Raw genomic sequence first — 15,775 nt, 5'->3', positions numbered from 1 at the left:
CGCCAGAAAGAGAGATGATTATGACTCAACACGATCAATTACATCGTTATCTGTTTGAAAACTATGCCGTGCGCGGCGAGCTGGTGACGGTGTCGGAAACCCTGGAACAGATTCTGGCGAATCACACTTATCCCCAGCCGGTGAAAACGGTGCTGGCGGAGCTGCTGGTCGCCACCAGTCTGCTGACTGCGACCCTGAAGTTTGCCGGCGACATTACCGTGCAGCTGCAGGGCGATGGGCCTTTACAGCTGGCGGTGATCAACGGCAATAACCAGCAGCAGCTGCGCGGCGTCGCGCGCGTGCAGGGCGAGATTGCGGACGATGCGGATCTGAAAGCGATGGTCGGCAACGGTTATCTGGTCATTACCATCTCCCCGGAAGAGGGTGAGCGCTATCAGGGCGTGGTCGGTCTGGAAGGCGATACGCTGGCCGCCTGCCTGGAAGATTACTTCCAGCGTTCAGAGCAGCTGCCGACGCGCCTTATCATCCGCACCGGCGAACATGAAGGCCAGCCGATGGCGGGCGGGATGCTGCTGCAGGTGATGCCGGCCCAGGATGCCCAGACTGCCGACTTTGAGCACCTGGCGACGCTCACCGAGACCATCAAGGCGGAAGAGCTGTTCACCCTGCCGGCGAACGATGTGCTGTGGCGTCTGTACCATGAAGAAGAAGTCACGGTCTACGATCCGCAAAGCGTGGAGTTCAAGTGCACCTGCTCCCGCGAACGCTGCGCCGGCGCGCTGAAGACGCTGCCGGACGAAGAGATAGATAGCATCCTTGCCGACGAAGGCGAGATTGATATGCACTGCGACTACTGCGGTAACCACTATATCTTCAACGCCATGGACATCGCCGAGATCCGTAACAACGCCTCTCCGGCCGACCCGCAGGTCCATTAATCCTCACTTCTTCTTCAGGCGCCGGGCGGCGATGTGGTTTGTCGCCCGGTGCCTGACTTTTATTTATTCACGAGTTGAATCGATTCTCGCTGAAAGAGTTACGTAATTTTATTCCAGGAAAGCGATTACATTCACATTTCAGCAGTTTTTTTAATTACTTTTTAACCATTGAGAAACATCTAACCCCACCATCCGGCCATTTCCTGAGATAATCCACTTCACTTCGTGACAGGAGTCACCGTTTTTTTCGTCATTCTGCGGAATGTCGAGATACGTAAATCTATGAGCCTGGTCGCGGTCAATACCCGGTAATAAACCCTACAATTTACAGCAGTACATCTTGGCTAAGGAGCAGTGACATGCGCGTTAATCATGGTTTAACCCCGCAGGATCTCAAGGCTTATGGTATCAATGACGTTCAGGATATCGTCCACAACCCCAGCTACGACATGTTGTTTCAGGAAGAGCTCGACCCCAACCTGGAAGGCTACGAACGTGGCGTATTAACCAGTCTGGGTGCTATCGCCGTCGACACGGGCATTTTTACCGGTCGTTCTCCGAAAGATAAGTACCTCGTGCGCGACGACACCACCCGCGATACCGTCTGGTGGTCCGATAAAGGCAAGGGTAAAAACGACAACAAGCCGCTTTCGCAGGAAACCTGGCAGCATCTGAAAGGGCTGGTGACACAGCAGCTGTCCGGTAAACGCCTGTTTATCGTCGACGCCTTCTGCGGCGCTAACGCCGATACCCGTCTCAGCGTACGTTTCATTACCGAAGTGGCCTGGCAGGCGCACTTCGTGAAGAACATGTTCATTCGCCCGAGCGACGAAGAGCTGGCGGAATTCGCGCCCGACTTCATCGTGATGAACGGCGCGAAGTGCACCAACCCGCAGTGGAAAGAGCAGGGCCTGAACTCGGAAAACTTCATCGCTTTCAACCTCACCGAGCGCATTCAGCTGATCGGCGGCACCTGGTACGGCGGCGAAATGAAGAAAGGGATGTTCTCGATCATGAACTACCTGCTGCCGCTGAAGGGCATCGCCTCCATGCACTGTTCTGCCAACGTCGGCGAGAAAGGCGATGTCGCCATTTTCTTCGGCCTCTCAGGCACCGGCAAAACCACCCTTTCCACCGATCCGAAACGCCGCCTGATTGGCGATGACGAACATGGCTGGGATGACGATGGGGTGTTTAACTTCGAAGGGGGCTGCTACGCCAAGACCATCAAGCTCTCTGAAGCGGCCGAGCCGGATATCTATCACGCCATCCGCCGCAACGCCCTGCTGGAAAACGTGGTGGTGCGCGCCGACGGCACAATCGATTTCGATGACGGTTCAAAAACCGAAAACACCCGGGTCTCCTACCCCATCGACCATATCGATAATATCGTCAAACCGGTCTCCAAAGCGGGTCACGCCACCAAAGTGATCTTCCTGACGGCCGATGCGTTCGGCGTACTGCCGCCGGTCTCCCGCCTGACCGCCGATCAGACGCAGTACCATTTCCTGTCCGGGTTTACCGCCAAACTGGCCGGCACCGAGCGCGGCGTGACCGAACCCACGCCAACCTTCTCCGCCTGCTTCGGCGCCGCCTTCCTGTCGCTGCACCCGACGCAGTACGCCGAAGTGCTGGTCAAACGTATGCAGGCGGCTGGCGCGCAGGCTTATCTGGTCAATACCGGCTGGAACGGCACCGGCAAGCGCATCTCGATTAAAGATACCCGCGCCATCATCGACGCCATCCTCAATGGCTCGCTGGACAACGCGGAGACCTTTACCTTGCCGATGTTTAATCTGCAGATCCCGACGGCGCTCCCAGGCGTGGATACCCAGATCCTCGATCCGCGCAGCACCTATGGTTCCCCGGAGCAGTGGCAGGAAAAAGCCGACCAGCTGGCGAAGCTGTTTATTGAGAACTTTGAGAAGTATACCGATACGCCAGCGGGCGCCGCGCTGGTGGCGGCAGGGCCGCAGCGCTAACGGACGCAGAGATGAAAAAGCCGGGCTTGCCCGGCTTTTTATTGCGCAACGTTTTGACCAGCCAACCGCGGGCGCGATCAGCTCTCTTTGGCCGGTTTCATCGGCGTCAGCACCCGGTGCACCGGCAGCCAGGCGCGGATCAGTAACCCGCCGCGTTCGCTGGAGCCAATCTCCAGCCGGCCGTTGTGATTGTCGATAATACGCTGAACAATCGCCAACCCCAGCCCGGTTCCGCTGGTGCTGCGGGCGCTGTCGCCGCGCACAAACGGCTGAAACAGGTGCTCCCGCTGCTCAGGTTTAATCCCCGGTCCGTCATCTTCAACCTGGAACCACGCCCGGCTCGCTTCGCTGCCGCTGCTGACCTTGATCCAGCCATTGCCATAGCGGGCCGCGTTGACCACCATATTCGCCAGCGCGCGCTTGATAGACAGAGGATGCATGCGTACCGGAATTTCGCCGGCCTGCAGGGCGGTGGCGATCTCCCGCTCATAGCCGCTCTCCGCAGCGATCACTTCCCCCAGCACCGCATTCAGATCCGCCAGCTCCAGCGGCATCTCCTGCCCGGTGCGCAGGTAGTCGATAAACTGCTCGATGATGGCATTGCACTCTTCGATATCTTTGTTGATCGACTCCGCGAGATAGCCGTCCTGCTCGCCCATCATCTCAGTGGCCAGACGAATGCGGGTCAGCGGAGTACGTAAATCATGGCTGACCCCGGCCATCAGCAGCGTACGGTCGTCGGCCAGCTGCTTCACGCCCGCGGCCATGTGGTTGAAGGCGCGGGTCACCGATCGCACCTCAGAGGCGCCGTACTCGCGCAGCGGCGGCGGGATAATGCCGCGCCCAACCTGCAGCGCCGCATGCTCCAGATCCACCAGCGGGCGGTTCTGAATTCGGATAAACAGCCAGGCGCCGCCTATCGCCAGCAGCATGATCGCCAGGGTATAGCGGAACAGCGGCGAGAAGTCGCCCTGATGGATCTCGGTCAGCGGCACCCGCACCCAGATATTGGGCGACAGCCAGGTCTTCAGCCACACCACGGGGGAGCTTTTATTGACCTCCACCCGCACCTCAGTGGGGCCGCCAAGCTGATGAGCCATCTGCTGGCTCAAGAATTCATAATGCTGCGCCCAGCGCAGGCCTGCGTCTTCCGCCGCTTCATTGGAATAGAGCGAAATCCCCAGCTCGCGATAAATTTCACGACGAAACGCCGGGGGCACCACCAGTTGGGTGCCATCCTCCAGCTGCAGCTTATCGGTCATCAGCATACGCACTTCGTAGGCCAATACTTTATTAAACTGCTGGAGGCTCGGCAGGATCGCGAAATTCAGTACCACCAGATAGGTCGTCACCAGGCTGACGAACAGCAAGGTGACGATCAGGAGCAGCGTGCGAGCAAAGGAGCTGCGCGGCGAAAAGCGCACGCGTTTCATGCCTTAGAACCGTCCGGGACGAAGACGTAGCCCAGACCCCAGACGGTCTGGATATAGCGCGGATGCGCCGGGTCCTCTTCCACCATGCGGCGCAGGCGGGAGATCTGTACGTCGATGGAACGCTCCATCGCCGAGTATTCGCGGCCGCGAGCGAGGTTCATTAACTTATCGCGCGACAGCGGCTCACGAGGATGGCTCACCAGCGCCTTCAGGACCGCGAACTCGCCGCTGGTCAACGGCATCGGCTCGTCTTCACGGAACATTTCGCGGGTGCCCAGGTTCAGTTTGAATTTACCAAAGGCGATAACCGCCTCTTCCTGCGACGGCGCGCCCGGCAGCTCGTTCGCCTGACGGCGAAGCACCGCGCGGATGCGGGCCAGCAGTTCGCGCGGGTTGAACGGCTTCGGAATATAGTCGTCAGCCCCAATCTCCAGGCCCACGATCCGATCGACCTCTTCGCCTTTCGCCGTCACCATAATGATCGGCATCGGGTTGCTCTGGCTGCGCAGACGGCGGCAAATCGAGAGACCATCTTCCCCGGGCAGCATCAGATCCAGCACCATCAGGTGGAAGGATTCGCGGGTTAACAGACGATCCATCTGTTCGGCGTTCGCCACGCTACGAACCTGGAAGCCCTGCTCGGTCAGATAACGTTCGAGCAGCGCACGCAGGCGCATGTCGTCATCCACAACCAGAATCTTATAATTCTCTTGCATTGTTTGTACTCCCAAAGGTTCACTGCAATAGTCAGTGCGTATTCTCAAAAAAGCCCGGCGCGCTCACCAGCTAAATCTGGTATACATTCCAGGCTAAATTGTTACAAAGCATATTTAACAGCAGGTTAAGTATACATTTAATCATAAGACACAGTATTTATCCTGTCGGTATTATTGCGCGCTACAAATTGTGCGCAACGACAGACTGTCAGAAGGTTGAACTCACGATGAAAACGCCGCTGATCACCCGCGAGGGATATGAAAAACTGAAGCAGGAGATGGACTACCTGTGGCGCCAGGAGCGCCCGGAAGTGACCAAAAAGGTGACCTGGGCCGCCAGCCTTGGCGACCGCAGCGAGAACGCGGATTACCAGTACAACAAAAAGCGCCTGCGCGAGATCGATCGCCGGGTCCGCTATCTGACCAAATGTCTGGAACAGTTAAAGATCGTCGATTACTCCCCGCAGCAGGAGGGCAAAGTCTTCTTCGGCGCCTGGGTAGAAATTGAAAACGATGAAGGCGATATCAAGCGCTTTCGCATCGTCGGTTACGATGAAATTTTTGGCCGCAAAGACTATATCTCCATCGACTCGCCGATGGCGCGCGCGCTGTTAAAAAAAGAGGTCGGCGATCTGGCCATCGTTAACACGCCGGCGGGGGAAGCCAGCTGGTATGTCAACGAGATCGAATACGTAAAATAGACAAGAACTTTCCGAGAGACGCCGGGCGCGGCTGGCATTTTCAGCCGCCAGTCCGTATAACTAGTCCCTGTTTTTTGACCCTAAAGATGAATTAAAAGCCATGATGAATGATTCGCTCTGCCGCATTATTGCGGGTGAACTTCAGGCCAGAGCCGAACAGGTAGAAGCTGCCGTTCGCCTGCTTGATGAAGGGAACACCGTGCCGTTTATTGCACGATATCGTAAAGAAGTCACCGGCGGTCTGGATGACACGCAGCTGCGTAATCTGGAAACCCGCCTCGGCTACCTGCGCGAACTCGAAGACCGTCGTCAGGCGATCCTCAAATCCATCGCTGAACAGGGCAAACTGACCGACGCGCTGGAAAAAGCCATCAATACCACGCTCAGCAAAACCGAACTGGAAGACCTCTACCTGCCGTACAAGCCGAAGCGCCGTACCCGCGGACAGATCGCCATCGAAGCCGGGCTGGAGCCGCTGGCTGACCTGCTGTGGAACGAACCGTCCCACGATCCGGAAACGGAAGCCGCAAAATATATTGACGCCGATAAAGGCGTGGCCGACAGCAAAGCGGCGCTGGATGGCGCGCGCTATATTCTGATGGAGCGTTTTGCCGAAGACGCCGCGCTGCTGGCGAAGGTCCGTGACTATCTGTGGAAAAACGCCCACCTGGTCTCCACCGTCGTCAGCGGCAAAGAAGAGGAAGGCGCCAAATTCCGCGACTACTTCGATCACCACGAACCGATCGCCGCCGTGCCGTCGCATCGTGCGCTGGCGATGTTCCGCGGCCGCAATGAAGGCGTCCTGCAGCTCTCTTTAAACGCCGACCCGCAGTTTGACGAGCCGCCGAAAGAGAGCCACGGCGAGCAGATTATTATCGACCACCTGGGCCTGCGCCTGAACAACGCCCCGGCGGACAGCTGGCGTAAAGGCGTCGTCAGCTGGACCTGGCGGATCAAAGTCCTGATGCACCTCGAAACCGAGCTGATGGGCACCGTGCGCGAGCGCGCCGAAGACGAAGCCATTAACGTCTTCGCCCGCAACCTGCACGACCTGCTGATGGCCGCGCCCGCCGGGCTGCGCGCCACCATGGGCCTTGACCCGGGCCTGCGCACCGGGGTGAAAGTGGCCGTAGTTGACGGTACCGGCAAACTGGTGGCGACGGACACCATTTACCCCCACACCGGCCAGGCCGCCAAAGCGGCCGTCGCCGTCGCCGCGCTGTGTGAGAAATACAACGTTGAGCTGGTGGCCATCGGCAACGGTACCGCCTCGCGTGAAACCGAGCGTTTCTTCCTCGACGTGCAGAAGCAGTTCCCGAAGGTCACCGCCCAGAAGGTGATCGTCAGCGAAGCCGGGGCTTCCGTTTACTCCGCCTCCGAGCTGGCGGCGCAGGAGTTCCCGGACCTCGACGTGTCGCTGCGCGGCGCGGTCTCCATCGCCCGCCGTCTGCAGGATCCTCTGGCCGAGCTGGTGAAAATCGACCCGAAATCCATCGGCGTCGGTCAGTATCAGCATGATGTCAGCCAGACCCAGCTGGCGCGTAAGCTGGACGCGGTGGTGGAAGACTGCGTGAACGCCGTCGGCGTTGACCTGAACACCGCCTCCGTGCCGCTGCTGACCCGCGTTGCCGGCCTGACCCGCATGATGGCGCAGAACATCGTCGCCTGGCGCGACGAGAACGGCCAGTTCCAGAACCGTCAGCAGCTGCTGAAGGTCAGCCGTCTGGGGCCGAAAGCCTTTGAACAGTGCGCCGGCTTCCTGCGTATCAACCACGGCGACAACCCGCTGGACGCCTCCACCGTTCACCCGGAAGCCTATCCGGTGGTCGAGCGCATTCTGGCGGCGACTCAGCAGGCGCTGAAAGATCTGATGGGCAACAGCAGCGAGCTACGGAACCTGAAAGCCGTCGATTTCACCGATGATAAATTTGGCGTGCCGACGGTTTCCGACATTATCAAAGAGCTGGAAAAACCGGGCCGCGACCCGCGTCCTGAGTTCAAAACCGCTCAGTTCGCCGACGGCGTGGAGACTATGAACGACCTGCTGCCGGGGATGATCCTCGAAGGCGCGGTGACCAACGTCACCAACTTCGGCGCGTTTGTTGATATCGGCGTTCACCAGGACGGCCTGGTGCATATCTCTTCCCTTTCGAACAAGTTCGTTGAAGACCCGCATACGGTGGTGAAAGCGGGCGACATCGTGAAGGTCAAGGTCATGGAAGTCGATCTGCCGCGTAAGCGTATCGCCCTGACCATGCGTCTCGACGAGCAGCCGGGCGACAGCAACGCCCGCCGCGGCGGCGGTCAGGATCGCCCGCAGGGCAATCGCCCGGCCGCGAAAGCCGCCAAACCCCGCGGTCGCGACGCGCAGCCTGCCGGCAACAGCGCGATGATGGATGCCCTCGCCGCGGCGATGGGTAAAAAACGCTAATCCCTCCCTGCCCCTTTTCAGGGGCAGTTTTCCTTTTCATTGTCACCGACCTATAGCCGCTTTTTCGCGCAAATGGCTCTCAGTTATTTCTGATAACCTGCATTTATTCCGCGCCGGGTAGATAGCGAAATTAATATTTTCATTTCGTTAACTTAAGAAACCTTAATTAAACATTAGAGCGACGAAATAATATTTCGCATATTTTCGATCACAGGCGGACTTTGCGGCATATCAATAAAAAGGTGAATTTCACTTTAAAAATGGCATAAAGCGCATCATATGTATTGATGATAAAAACCATTCTCATTATCATCGCTTGCAGAATGTTTTTTCTTTTTCGTTGGCTACGGTCCCCGGCGCAACTGCCTCCAGGCGTCCGGAAAATTCTTCTTCGGTTAGCGATAGACAAGTAGGCCCTATGCAATTCACACCTGATAGTGCGTGGAAAATTACCGGATTTTCCCGCGATATTAGCCCAGCATACCGTCAGAAATTGCTCTCCCTCGGCATGCTGCCCGGATCCTCTTTTCATGTGGTGCGCGTGGCGCCGCTCGGCGATCCTGTTCATATTGAAACCCGACGCGTCAGTCTGGTATTACGCAAAAAAGATCTCGCCTTAATCGAACTGGAAGCGGTTGCACAATAACGGCTGACCCGGCACAAGAGTTTGAAATATGAAAAAATTAACCGTTGGTTTAATTGGTAATCCTAATTCCGGCAAGACTACCCTGTTTAATCAGCTGACCGGCGCCCGCCAGCGCGTGGGCAACTGGGCCGGGGTCACCGTTGAGCGTAAAGAGGGCGTGTTCGCCACCACTGACCACCAGGTCACGCTGGTCGACCTCCCGGGAACCTACTCTCTGACCACCATCTCTTCGCAAACCTCGCTGGACGAGCAGATCGCCTGCCACTACATCCTCAGCGGCGACGCCGACATGCTGATTAACGTGGTCGACGCCTCCAACCTCGAGCGAAACCTCTATTTGACGCTGCAGCTGCTCGAGCTGGGGATCCCCTGCGTCGTGGCGCTGAACATGCTGGATATTGCCGAAAAGCAGCAGGTGCGTATCGATATCGATGCCCTCGCCGCACGCCTCGGCTGCCCGGTCATTCCGCTGGTTTCGACCCGCGGACGCGGGATCGAAGCGCTGAAGATTGCCCTCGACCGTCATCAGGCGAACAGCGATATCGAGCTGGTCCACTATCCACAGCCGCTGCTGCGCGAAGCCGACCTGCTGGCGCAGCAGATGTCAGCGCAGATCCCGGCCCGGCAGCGGCGCTGGCTCGGTCTGCAGATGCTGGAGGGCGACATCTACAGCCGGGCCTATGCCGGCGACGCCGCCGATAAACTGGATATCGCCCTGGCGAATCTCAGCGACGAGATCGACGACCCGGCTCTGCATATCGCTGACGCGCGCTATCAGACCATCGCCGCCATTTGCGACGCCGTCAGTAACACCCTGACCGCCGAGCCAAGCCGCTTCACCGCGGCGATGGACAAAGTGATCCTCAACCGCTTCCTCGGGTTGCCGATTTTTCTCTTTGTTATGTACCTGATGTTCCTGCTGGCCATCAACATCGGCGGCGCGCTGCAGCCGATTTTCGACGCCGGCTCGGTCGCGGTCTTTATTCACGGTATTCAATGGCTGGGTTACACCCTGCACTTCCCGGACTGGCTGACCGTCTTCCTCGCCCAGGGGATCGGCGGCGGTATCAACACCGTACTGCCGCTGGTGCCGCAGATCGGCATGATGTATCTGTTCCTCTCCTTCCTCGAGGACTCCGGCTACATGGCGCGCGCCGCCTTTGTCATGGACCGCCTGATGCAAGCTCTCGGCCTGCCGGGGAAATCCTTTGTCCCGTTGATTGTCGGTTTCGGCTGCAACGTGCCGTCGGTGATGGGCGCCCGCACCCTCGACGCCCCGCGCGAACGTCTGATGACCATTATGATGGCGCCGTTTATGTCCTGCGGCGCGCGGCTGGCGATCTTCGCCGTCTTCGCGGCCGCCTTCTTTGGTCAGAACGGCGCGCTGGCGGTCTTCTCGCTCTACGTGCTGGGCATTGTGATGGCCATTCTCACCGGCCTGATGCTGAAGCACACCATTATGCGCGGCGAAGCCTCGCCGTTCGTGATGGAGCTGCCGGTGTACCACGTCCCGCATATTAAGAGCCTGATTATCCAGACCTGGCAGCGCCTGAAAGGCTTTGTGCTGCGCGCCGGGAAGGTGATCGTCATTGTCAGCATCTTCCTCAGCGCGCTGAACAGCTTCTCGCTGAGCGGTAAGGTCGTCGACAACATCAACGACTCCGCGCTGGCCTCGGTGAGCCGGGTCATCACTCCGCTGTTTAAGCCGATCGGCGTGCATGAAGATAACTGGCAGGCCACCGTGGGTCTGTTTACCGGCGCAATGGCGAAGGAGGTGGTGGTCGGTACGCTGAACACCCTCTATACCGCCGAAGATATCCAGAACGAGGAGTTCAATCCGCAGACCTACAGCCTCGGCGAGGAACTGCTGGCCGCCGTCGACGAAACATGGCAGGGACTGAAAGACACCTTCAGCCTCAGCGTCCTGGCCAACCCCATCGAAGCCAGCAAAGGCGATGGCGAAATGGCCACCGGCGCGATGGGCGTGATGGGCAGTAAATTTGGCAGCGCCGCGGCGGCTTACAGCTATCTGATCTTCGTCCTTCTCTATATCCCCTGCATCTCGGTGATGGGGGCCATCGCCCGCGAATCGAGCCGCGGCTGGATGACCTTCTCCATTCTGTGGGGACTGAATATCGCCTATTCGCTCTCGACGCTCTACTACCAGACCGTCAGCTTTAGCGACCATCCGCGCTACAGCCTGGTGTGTATCCTGGCGGTGATATTGTTCAACGTGGTGCTCTTCGGTCTGCTGCGTCGGGCGCGCAGCCGGGTTGACGTCTCGCTGCTGGCCACCCGGAAAACGCCGGCCTCCTGCTGTTCCAGCCCGGCTGGCGATTGCCACTAAGGAGGATCTGTGGCGTCGTTAATGGAAGTCCGCGATATGCTGGCCCTGCAGGGCCGCATGGAGGCGAAACAGCTCAGCGCCCGCCTGCGGACGCCTCAGCCGCTGATTGACGCCATGCTCGAACGCATGGAAGCCATGGGTAAGGTGGTACGGATCAGCGAAACCAGCGAGGGCTGTCTCTCCGGCAGCTGTAAAAGCTGTCCTGAAGGGAAAGCGGCGTGCCAGCAGGAGTGGTGGGCGCTGCGATGAAGGGAGTAAGGCCTGCCAGCGCCACGGGATAAAACGAGTGCGACGGCAGGGAAAAACGGGCCAGCAGGCCCGTTTTTATGACTGGATTATTTATACACGTCAGCGTTAGCGTGAACGGTTTTTTCGTTTTTCTGCCCGGCAATCACCACAAAGTATTTTCCACCCAGCTCATCGGCTTTTTTCGACAGATCGCGTCGGGCGTCCATCGGCGAGGTCGTCCTTGAGGTCGTGATGCTGCCGACCTTGGTCAGATTCATCTTCGCCACGTCCTCTTTTTGGATCTCTTTCGCTGCGAATGCGCCAAAAGACAGACAGCCAATCACCAGAGATGCAACCATTCCTGTAACAAGTTTCATAGCCTCTACTCTCCATTAGGTTGTTATTTTAGGTCACGGTGGCGGAATGAAATAATCAACCACCGTAACAACCTAAGTATTGCTGTGAATGGCCCTTTTACCATGGCGCGGCAAAAAAAATTACCCCAGCCGTTTTTTCAACGCCAGCAGCGGCTCGCAGAAGGCCGCAGGATGGGAAACAAACGGCGCATGCGCTGCCTTGTCAAAGAGAATGGACTCACTATCCGGCCATAGCTTATCCAGCAGCGGGACAATCTTGCGCGGCACCAGCCCGTCCAGCCGACCGTACAGCCGCAGAAACGGCATCGGCAGTCCGACCAGCGCCTGACGCAGATCGACGGTTCTGAGGATCTCCAGACCGCCGTTCAGCGCCTCAGCGGAAGGCATCGGCAGCGAGAGCACCGTCTGCTTTAACGCCCGCGCATCCTGACGGGCGCTCTCCGTTCCCATGGTTTGCAGGGCGAGGAACCGCTCGACGGTACGCTGGAAATCCTCGCTCAGCTGCTGCTGAAACCCGGCCAGCACCTCCGGCTTGATGCCCGGCCAGTCCTCATGGGCCGCGAAACAGGGGGAAGAGGCGACCGTTACCAGCGCCTGCACCCGTTGCGGGCACCTTATCGCTATCTGGCTGGCCACCAGCCCGCCCAGGCTCCAGCCCAGCCACACCGCCTGAGGCGGAGCCTGCTCCAGCACCCGCTGCGCCATCGCCTCCAGCGACATCGCCCCAAACCCGCCGCTACGGCCATAGCCCGGCAGGTCCACCAGGTGAAGGATAAAATGCGAAGCCAGCTGCGGCGTGATGCAATCCCAGACCTGAGCGTTCAGCCCCCAACCGTGCAGCAGCACAAGATGACAATCACCTTCGCCGATTGTTTGCCACCAGATGTCGTTCATCCGTTACCGTTCTCTTTTTTACTGGACAGAAGGCCAAATATGCTAACAGCACACAGCTTATGCTGGCTATGCCAAATGCCGCTGGTGGTCGCCCGCTGGGGGATCTGCTCTCGCTGCAGCCGCGCCCTGCTCGCCTGCCCCCCGCTCTGCCCGCAATGCGGCCTGCCGTCGGCAATGTCCCGGCATCCCTGCGGCCGCTGCCTGCAAAAGCCGCCTCCCTGGCATCGGATGGTGGCGGTCAATGACTATCGTCCGCCGCTGAGCGATCTGGTGCGGCAGCTGAAGTTTCACCATCGTCCGGAACTGGGCCCCGCCCTGGCGCGCCTGCTGCTGCTGCGCCTTAAACAGCGTGACGATTTGCCGCCGGTAGACGCGCTGGTCGGCGTGCCGCTGGGGCATCGCCGCCGCTGGCGCCGGGGTTATAATCAGTGCGATGAGCTGTGCCGACCGTTAGCCCGCTGGCGTGGGTGCGTCTGGCGTCGCGACGGCCTGACGCGCCAGCGAGCGGGCGCCGTGCAGCATTCGCTTAATGCCCGCCTGCGCAGGCAGAACCTGAAAAATGCCTTTCAGCTTGAATTTGCCGTGCAGGGACTCCATATCGCTCTGGTGGATGATGTCGTCACGACCGGCAGCACCGTCGCCGAGATATCCCGCCTGCTTTTGCGAAACGGCGCCGCGACGGTTCAGGTATGGTGTGTATGCCGTACCTTGTAGACCCCCGCTGATGGGCGTATTATAACCCAGTAAAATAGTCAACTATTAGGCCAACGCTATGATCCGTATTTCCGATGCTGCACAAGCGCACTTTGCCAAACTGCTGGCAAATCAGGAAGAAGGGACGCAAATTCGCGTATTTGTGATTAATCCCGGCACCCCAAACGCTGAGTGCGGCGTATCCTACTGCCCACCGGATGCGGTGGAAGACACCGACACGGCGCTGAAATTTGAACAGCTGACCGCCTATGTCGATGAGCTCAGCGCGCCCTATCTGGAAGACGCTGAAATTGATTTCGTCACCGACCAGCTTGGCTCGCAGCTGACCCTGAAAGCGCCGAACGCCAAAATGCGCAAAGTCGCTGACGATGCCCCGCTGATGGAGCGCGTCGAGTACCTGCTGCAGTCGCAGATTAACCCGCAGCTGGCCGGGCACGGCGGCCGCGTGTCGCTGATGGAGATCACCGACGACGGTCTGGCTATCCTGCAGTTCGGCGGCGGATGCAACGGCTGCTCGATGGTCGACGTGACCCTGAAAGAAGGTATTGAAAAACAGCTGCTGAACGAGTTTCCGGAGCTGAAAGGGGTTCGCGATCTGACCGAGCACCAGCGCGGCGAGCACTCCTACTACTAAGCCTTCCCTCCGGCGGCAGCCTGTCGCCGGCTCTCCTTTCTCCTTTCTGTGTTACCGCGCAACATCTCCCGCTAAACGACCGGCAAAAACCGGGGAAAGAGTATGACTTAAGTCTCATATTTAACATTTTCCCCCGCCAGGTGATTCTCAACCCTCACATGTTACCCGTATCATCCCCTTCAGGCGCCACCGGCAAAAAAATAGCCAGCTATCCTTTCTCTGGGTAAGGATAATGCAAGCGTTTACGGTGCCAGACTATTTTGCTCCCTGACGGAGCGAATGTTGTAAAGGTTGAAACTTTGACGTTACCCATAACAAATTAAGGCCAGGTAAATCATGCCATTAATCATCGTTGCTATCGGGGTTGCCCTGTTATTGCTGTTAATGATCCGTTTCAAAATGAACGGCTTCATTGCGCTGGTTCTGGTGGCGCTCGCCGTCGGATTAATGCAGGGTATGCCGCTGGATAAAGTGATCGTCTCCATCAAGAACGGCGTCGGCGGTACCCTTGGCAGCCTCGCGCTGATCATGGGCTTCGGCGCTATGCTCGGTAAGCTGCTGGCAGACTGCGGCGGCGCTCAGCGTATCGCCACCACGCTTATCAATAAATTCGGTAAGAAGCATATTCAATGGGCCGTGGTCCTGACCGGCTTCACCGTCGGTTTCGCCCTGTTCTATGAGGTGGGCTTCGTGCTGATGCTGCCGCTGGTGTTTACCATCGCCGCCTCGGCCCGTATTCCGCTGCTGTACGTCGGCGTACCGATGGCCGCCGCGCTCTCCGTCACCCATGGCTTCCTGCCGCCGCACCCGGGTCCGACCGCGATCGCCACCATCTTCCACGCCGATATGGGTAAAACGCTGCTCTACGGCACCATTCTGGCTATCCCGACGGTTATTCTCGCCGGCCCGGTTTTCGCCCGTTTCCTGAAAGGCATTGATAAGCCGATCCCGGAAGGCCTGCATAACCCGAAAGTGTTCACTGAAGAAGAGATGCCTGGCTTTGGCGTCAGCGTCTGGACCTCGCTGGTTCCGGTGATCCTGATGGCGATGCGCGCCGTTGCCGAGATGATCCTGCCGAAGGGCCACGCCTTCCTGCCGATTGCCGAGTTCTTCGGCGACCCGGTCATGGCCACCCTGATTGCGGTACTGATCGCGCTGTTCACCTTCGGTTTGAACCGCGGCCGCTCCATGGAGCAGATCAACGATACCCTGACCTCTTCGATTAAAATCATCGCCATGATGCTGTTGATCATCGGCGGCGGCGGCGCCTTCAAACAGGTGCTGGTGGATAGCGGCATGGATAAATATATCGCTTCTATCATGCACGAATCGAATATGTCTCCGCTGTTTATGGCCTGGTCTATCGCCGCGGTGCTGCGTATCGCGCTGGGTTCGGCGACCGTAGCCGCCATCACCGCGGGCGGGATCGCCGCGCCGCTGATCGCCACCACCGGCGTCAGCCCGGAGCTAATGGTTATCGCGGTCGGCTCCGGCAGCGTTATCTTCTCCCACGTGAACGATCCGGGCTTCTGGCTGTTCAAAGAGTACTTTAACCTGACCATCGGCGAGACCATCAGGTCCTGGTCGGTGCTGGAAACCATTATCTCGGTCTGCGGCCTGGTAGGCTGTCTGCTGCTGGGGATGGTGGTGTAAGGTTACTCCCGCCATAGAAAAAGGTCTCTGCTTAAACACCAGCCGTCCCGGCATTTTTACTGCTCATGCCACTCAATTGTATGACTGAACTTACCGGTAGGTAGTGTATCGTGCCGGGGC

Annotated in this window: 14 protein-coding genes; 10 read left to right on the top strand and 4 right to left on the bottom strand. The window is 58.6% G+C overall.

Features of this window, described 5'->3' with window-relative positions:
• Positions 1-14: 14 nt before the first annotated feature.
• A complete protein-coding gene (gene hslO / locus K5R89_RS22095; protein ID WP_017899960.1) occupies positions 15-899 on the top strand; it encodes an Hsp33 family molecular chaperone HslO in 885 nt (294 codons plus the stop codon).
• Positions 900-1,258: 359 nt separating this feature from the next.
• Positions 1,259-2,881, top strand: a complete 1,623-nt coding sequence (pckA, locus tag K5R89_RS22090; RefSeq protein WP_023291202.1) for a phosphoenolpyruvate carboxykinase (ATP) — start codon at positions 1,259-1,261, stop codon at positions 2,879-2,881.
• A 77-nt stretch (positions 2,882-2,958) separates the two neighbouring features.
• Here the strand turns inward: pckA and envZ are convergent, their stop codons facing one another.
• Both envZ and ompR read right to left on the bottom strand, forming a co-directional pair.
• The gene (gene envZ, locus K5R89_RS22085) at positions 2,959-4,314 is read right to left on the bottom strand and encodes a two-component system sensor histidine kinase EnvZ (protein WP_023291203.1); all 1,356 of its coding nucleotides are present in this window, start codon (positions 4,312-4,314) and stop codon (positions 2,959-2,961) included.
• Positions 4,311-5,030 carry a two-component system response regulator OmpR gene (gene ompR / locus K5R89_RS22080; RefSeq protein ID WP_001157751.1) on the bottom strand — a complete coding sequence of 240 codons (720 nt, stop codon included), beginning with the start codon at positions 5,028-5,030 and terminating at the stop codon, positions 4,311-4,313. Before ompR ends, envZ begins: the two co-directional genes overlap by 4 nt.
• A gap of 227 nt (positions 5,031-5,257) precedes the next feature.
• Here ompR and greB point away from each other — a divergent pair, with 227 nt between their 5' ends.
• The 5 genes from greB to feoC all read left to right on the top strand — a co-directional run bounded on the left by greB (position 5,258) and on the right by feoC (position 11,404).
• The gene (greB, locus tag K5R89_RS22075; RefSeq protein WP_002920503.1) at positions 5,258-5,731 is read left to right on the top strand and encodes a transcription elongation factor GreB; all 474 of its coding nucleotides are present in this window, start codon (positions 5,258-5,260) and stop codon (positions 5,729-5,731) included.
• Positions 5,732-5,831: 100 nt separating this feature from the next.
• Complete coding sequence (locus K5R89_RS22070; RefSeq protein ID WP_048335460.1) at positions 5,832-8,162, top strand: Tex family protein; 2,331 nt, start codon at positions 5,832-5,834, stop codon at positions 8,160-8,162.
• Between the two features lie 418 nt (positions 8,163-8,580).
• Positions 8,581-8,808 (top strand): ferrous iron transporter A, encoded by a 228-nt coding sequence (gene feoA, locus K5R89_RS22065; RefSeq protein ID WP_002920506.1) that lies wholly within the window; start codon positions 8,581-8,583, stop codon positions 8,806-8,808.
• Between the two features lie 28 nt (positions 8,809-8,836).
• Positions 8,837-11,155 carry a Fe(2+) transporter permease subunit FeoB gene (feoB, locus tag K5R89_RS22060; RefSeq protein WP_086075522.1) on the top strand — a complete coding sequence of 773 codons (2,319 nt, stop codon included), beginning with the start codon at positions 8,837-8,839 and terminating at the stop codon, positions 11,153-11,155.
• A gap of 9 nt (positions 11,156-11,164) precedes the next feature.
• Positions 11,165-11,404 (top strand): [Fe-S]-dependent transcriptional repressor FeoC, encoded by a 240-nt coding sequence (gene feoC, locus K5R89_RS22055; RefSeq protein ID WP_004202151.1) that lies wholly within the window; start codon positions 11,165-11,167, stop codon positions 11,402-11,404.
• An 86-nt stretch (positions 11,405-11,490) separates the two neighbouring features.
• Here feoC and K5R89_RS22050 read toward each other — a convergent pair whose 3' ends face one another.
• Positions 11,491-11,760 carry a YdgH/BhsA/McbA-like domain containing protein gene (locus K5R89_RS22050; protein ID WP_004202149.1) on the bottom strand — a complete coding sequence of 90 codons (270 nt, stop codon included), beginning with the start codon at positions 11,758-11,760 and terminating at the stop codon, positions 11,491-11,493.
• A gap of 120 nt (positions 11,761-11,880) precedes the next feature.
• Complete coding sequence (bioH, locus tag K5R89_RS22045) at positions 11,881-12,654, bottom strand: pimeloyl-ACP methyl ester esterase BioH (protein ID WP_087826918.1); 774 nt, start codon at positions 12,652-12,654, stop codon at positions 11,881-11,883.
• Positions 12,655-12,693: 39 nt separating this feature from the next.
• Between bioH and gntX the strand changes: the two genes are divergently transcribed.
• The 3 genes from gntX to gntT all read left to right on the top strand — a co-directional run bounded on the left by gntX (position 12,694) and on the right by gntT (position 15,655).
• The gene (gntX, locus tag K5R89_RS22040; protein ID WP_050533994.1) at positions 12,694-13,368 is read left to right on the top strand and encodes a DNA utilization protein GntX; all 675 of its coding nucleotides are present in this window, start codon (positions 12,694-12,696) and stop codon (positions 13,366-13,368) included.
• 58 nt (positions 13,369-13,426) lie between these two features.
• Positions 13,427-14,002, top strand: coding sequence for a Fe-S biogenesis protein NfuA (nfuA, locus tag K5R89_RS22035; RefSeq protein ID WP_004202143.1), 576 nt, complete (start codon positions 13,427-13,429; stop codon positions 14,000-14,002).
• A 336-nt stretch (positions 14,003-14,338) separates the two neighbouring features.
• Positions 14,339-15,655 (top strand): gluconate transporter, encoded by a 1,317-nt coding sequence (gene gntT / locus K5R89_RS22030; RefSeq protein WP_008806999.1) that lies wholly within the window; start codon positions 14,339-14,341, stop codon positions 15,653-15,655.
• Positions 15,656-15,775 lie beyond the last annotated feature (120 nt).

This window comes from Klebsiella sp. TF21-TM (assembly GCF_019753495.1).
Classification (GTDB): Bacteria; Pseudomonadota; Gammaproteobacteria; order Enterobacterales; family Enterobacteriaceae; genus Klebsiella; species Klebsiella quasipneumoniae.
The sequence above is the reverse complement of the archived record's forward strand: the minus strand, read 5'-3'. Positions and strand labels throughout refer to the sequence as shown.